Source organism: Brevundimonas sp., assembly GCF_023259385.1.
GTDB lineage: Bacteria > Pseudomonadota > Alphaproteobacteria > Caulobacterales > Caulobacteraceae > Brevundimonas.
On the sequence record NZ_JAHFPF010000317.1, the window covers coordinates 1 to 3,494 of the forward strand.

Below are 3,494 nucleotides of genomic sequence, written 5' to 3' on the forward strand. Positions count from 1 at the left end.
AGGCCGGGCTCTCGTTCAGCTTCAGCCGGATCCACAGCGACACCGCCAGCTGCAGGGCCGTCAGCAGGAGGGGAATGCGCCAGCCCCAGTCGTCGAAGGCCTCGGTCCCGACCAGGGCGCGCGTCGTCAGGATGACCGCCAGGGCGCCGATCAGGCCCATGGCCGCGGTGGTCTGGATCCAGCCGGTCAGCAGGCCGCGCTTCTTCGGCGGCGAATGTTCGGCGACGTAGATGGCGGCCCCGCCGTACTCGCCGCCCAGGGCGAAGCCCTGCAGCATGCGCATGATCAGCAGCAGGATCGGCGCGGCGATGCCGATGGTCCCGTAGTCCGGCAGCAGGCCGATGGCGACGGTCGCCACCCCCATCAGGGTGATGGTCACCAGGAAGGTCGTCTTGCGCCCCGTGCGGTCGCCGAACCAGCCGAACACCAGGGCGCCGAGGGGCCGGACCACGAAGCCCAGGCCGAAGGTCAGCAGGGCCATGATGTAGCTGACGGTCTCGCCCGCATCGGCGAAGAAATGCTTGGCGATGACGGTGGCGAGGGAGCCGAAGACGAAGAAGTCGTACCACTCGAACGCCGTGCCCGCCGCTGAGGCGCCCACGACCGTCTTCAGGCCCGGTCCATCCCGGGTTTCAACCGCTTGCGTCATCCAACGCCTCCCCGCGTCGTGAGCGTCGTCTGTGGACGCTTCGGCGCGATGCTAGAGCGCGCCGCGCCGGGCGCAAGCGGGAAGCGGCGGGCCAGACAGGCGAAGGCCCGCCGGTGGGGGGACCGGCGGGCCTCTTTCAACCGGATCGCGGGTCGGGGGAACCGCATCCGGGAACTCGAAACGGGTTTAGTTCTTGGCTTCTTCCGCGGCGCCCGTGACGGCGTGGCCGGCGGCGGAGGCGTCACGGCCCACGCCGGACACGGTGTTGCAGGCGGCGGTGGTCAGGGCGGCGGCGGCGGCGACCAGAATGAAAATCTTGCGCATCGGTTCAACTCCATGAGGCCGGGGAGGCGTCTGCCGTATCAACGTCGCGGGGCTTTGGGGGTTCCCAGGTCGGCGGGATCGACAGGGACCACGGCCTCGGGCGTGGCGAAGGTCATGCGGGCGATCGTGCCGCCTCCCTCGGCCGGCAGCATCTCGACCTCTCCGCGCAGCTGCTTGGCGAAGGCGCCCATCAGGGTGCGCCCCACGCCCGCGCGTTCCGTCTCGCTGACGCCCGGTCCGTTGTCCTGCACCTCCAGGACGCTCTGGTCGCCCTGCACTCGGAAACGGACCTTCAGGTCGCCGCCTCTGCCGGCGAAGGCGTGTTTCTGGGCGTTGGTCACCGCCTCGACCAGCCAAAGGGCCAGTGGAGCCAGCTTGTCGGGATCGACGACCAGCGAATCCGCCTCCACCGACGAGGTGACCAGATGGCCGCGCCCGCTCTCGCTGGCGATCAGCTGGCCGACCAGTTCGGTCAGGAAGATGCGGGCGTCCGCATAGCGCAGGTCGTCGCTCTGGTAGAGTGTGCGGTAGATCAGGGCCAGGGCCGCGATCCGCTGGCGGGTGTCGCCCACGGCCGCCTTGGCTGGTTCGTCTTTCAGGGCCCGCTGCTGCATCGACAGCAGGGACGAGATGATCTGCAGGTTGTTCTTCACCCGGTGGTGGATCTCGCGCATCAGCGCGTCCTTTTCCTCGACCGAGGCCAAGAGGGCGGCGTCACGGGTGGTGATGGTCTCGGCCAGTTCGTCCAGGGTCTTGGCCAGCACGCGGATCTCTGACGGCGCATTGACCGCCTGGACGGGACGCACCGAGAAGCGGCCGCGGGCGTAGATGGCGGCGATCCGTTCCAGATAGTCGAGCCAGCGCACCACGATGCGCTCGCTAAACAGCATCACCGAGACGAAGGCGGCCAGCCAGGCGGCCAGGGGCATCAGAAGCAGGCCGACCGGGTTCAGGCGCGCCCATGACAGCAGGCCCGGCGACGGCGCCGACAGCAGGGCGTAGACGTCGCGTCCGGCCAGGGCCGCGCCGGCGAAGACCCGGCGCCGACCGTCGGAATCGCCTTCGAAGATGGACGAGCCCTGGGTGCGGGCGCGATCGACCCAGCCGAGCAGGCTCTGGTCGCCGGTCAGGGTGAAGGCGTCGACGTCCGTGGCCGTCAGGATGCGGCCCTGCGCATCGGTGAGGGCGGCCTGGGATCCCTCTGGCAGGGCGGCGTCGGCGACGTCCGGCTGCAGGGAGGCGAGGGGGATGACCGCGATCATGGCGCCGTCGAAGGCGCCCAGGGGCCGTTCAAGCCGCAGGGCGACGATCAGTCCCGGCGGTCGTCCCGGCGCGGCGGGCGCGCGGGCCAGCACCGTGTTCTCGCCGGCGCGCAGGCGCTGGAACCAGGCGCTGCGGCGGGCGTCGATCAGCCAGGGCGGCGGCGAGGCGCCGAGCGCTTGCGAAGCGCAGGCGGTGTAGCCGGTGGGGCTCAGCCGGGCGAGGCCGTCAAGGTCGTCCAGCCGGTCGACCAGCGCCGTCAGCCGGGGTTCGCAGAACAGCTCCAGCGCCTCGGGCCGCAGCGCCTGGAGCAGGACGCTGGTGCTGTCCAGCCGCGCCTTGGCGCTGGCGGCCGTGCGTTCGGCGGCCAGTTGCAGGTCCTGCCGCCGCTCCGTGTCCTGAAGACGGAACTGCTGTTGGGCCTGGAAGGCGCCCAGCAGGAGGATGGGCAGCAGGGCAAGGGCCAGGGCGACGCCCAATCGAAAGCGGATGCCCTGGAATTTCGGCTGAGCCAGCCCCCTGCCCAGTGCGCGCCCGATCCGCACCGGATCAGTTCCGGACGCTGCTCAAGCGGTCGGCGGCGGCCAGGATGGAACGCATGGCGTCGCCGGCGGCGCGGCCGTCGCGGGCGTAGCCGCCCTTCTCGAGCGTGGCCTGAAGCGCCTTGCGGGCGCGGGAGACGCGGCTTTTGACCGTGCCGACAGCGCACTGGCAGATTTCGGCGGCCTCCTCGTAGGCGAAGCCCCCGGCGCCGACCAGAATCAGCGCCTCGCGCTGTTCCTCGGGCAGGGTGGCCAGGGCCAGGCGCAGTTCGTCCAGCGCGACCGGGGATTCCGGATCGTCCACGGCCACCAGGGTCCGCTCGGCGGCTTCCTGGTCCAGCTGCGACTGGCGCCAGGATCGGCGTTTCTCGGAATAGAACTGGTTACGCAGGATCATGAAGGTCCAGGCCTTCATGTTGGTGCCCATCTGATAGCTGGCGCGGGCGTCCCACGCCTTCATCATGGCGTCCTGCGCCAGGTCGTCGGCCGCCGTCGGATCACCGGTCAGGGTGCGGGCGAAAGCCCGCAGATGCGGGATCAACGCGACCAGCTCCCTCTTGAAGGCGTTATCGTCTGCGGAGGGAGGCTTGGGCAGCGGGCTGGAGGCGCCCCTCATGAGCCGCCCTCGCCCGAACGCTCGTCGGCGCGGCGCAGGATATCGAGAAACTCGTCCGGCACCGGCTCGTTGACGACCTCGTCGAACATGTGCCGAAGCTTGA

At 70.3% G+C, this 3,494-nt stretch carries 5 protein-coding genes; all 5 read right to left on the reverse strand.

Annotated elements, in window-relative coordinates; genetic code table 11:
- On the reverse strand, window positions 1-649 hold a 649-nt coding region (locus tag Q0C81_RS17475; protein ID WP_291840989.1), incomplete at its 3' end, for an MFS transporter.
- A gap of 186 nt (window positions 650-835) precedes the next feature.
- Complete coding sequence (locus Q0C81_RS17480) at window positions 836-973, reverse strand: entericidin A/B family lipoprotein (RefSeq protein WP_291840991.1); 138 nt, start codon at window positions 971-973, stop codon at window positions 836-838.
- Window positions 974-1,011: 38 nt separating this feature from the next.
- Window positions 1,012-2,778 (reverse strand): sensor histidine kinase, encoded by a 1,767-nt coding sequence (locus tag Q0C81_RS17485; protein WP_291840993.1) that lies wholly within the window; start codon window positions 2,776-2,778, stop codon window positions 1,012-1,014.
- Window positions 2,779-2,782: 4 nt separating this feature from the next.
- Window positions 2,783-3,391: a sigma-70 family RNA polymerase sigma factor gene (locus Q0C81_RS17490; protein WP_291840995.1), complete on the reverse strand. Its 609-nt coding sequence runs from the start codon at window positions 3,389-3,391 to the stop codon at window positions 2,783-2,785.
- Window positions 3,388-3,494, reverse strand: a 107-nt coding sequence (locus Q0C81_RS17495; RefSeq protein ID WP_291840997.1) for a NepR family anti-sigma factor, incomplete at its 5' end; no start/stop codon positions are given. The genes Q0C81_RS17490 and Q0C81_RS17495, both read right to left, overlap by 4 nt.

Bases quoted from the DNA above. Each gene is read 5' to 3' on its own strand.
- Q0C81_RS17480 (WP_291840991.1), bottom strand. From the start codon at position 973: ATGCGCAAGATTTTCATTCTGGTCGCCGCCGCCGCCGCCCTGACCACC.
- Q0C81_RS17490 (WP_291840995.1), bottom strand. From the start codon at position 3,391: ATGAGGGGCGCCTCCAGCCCGCTGCCCAAGCCTCCCTCCGCAGACGAT.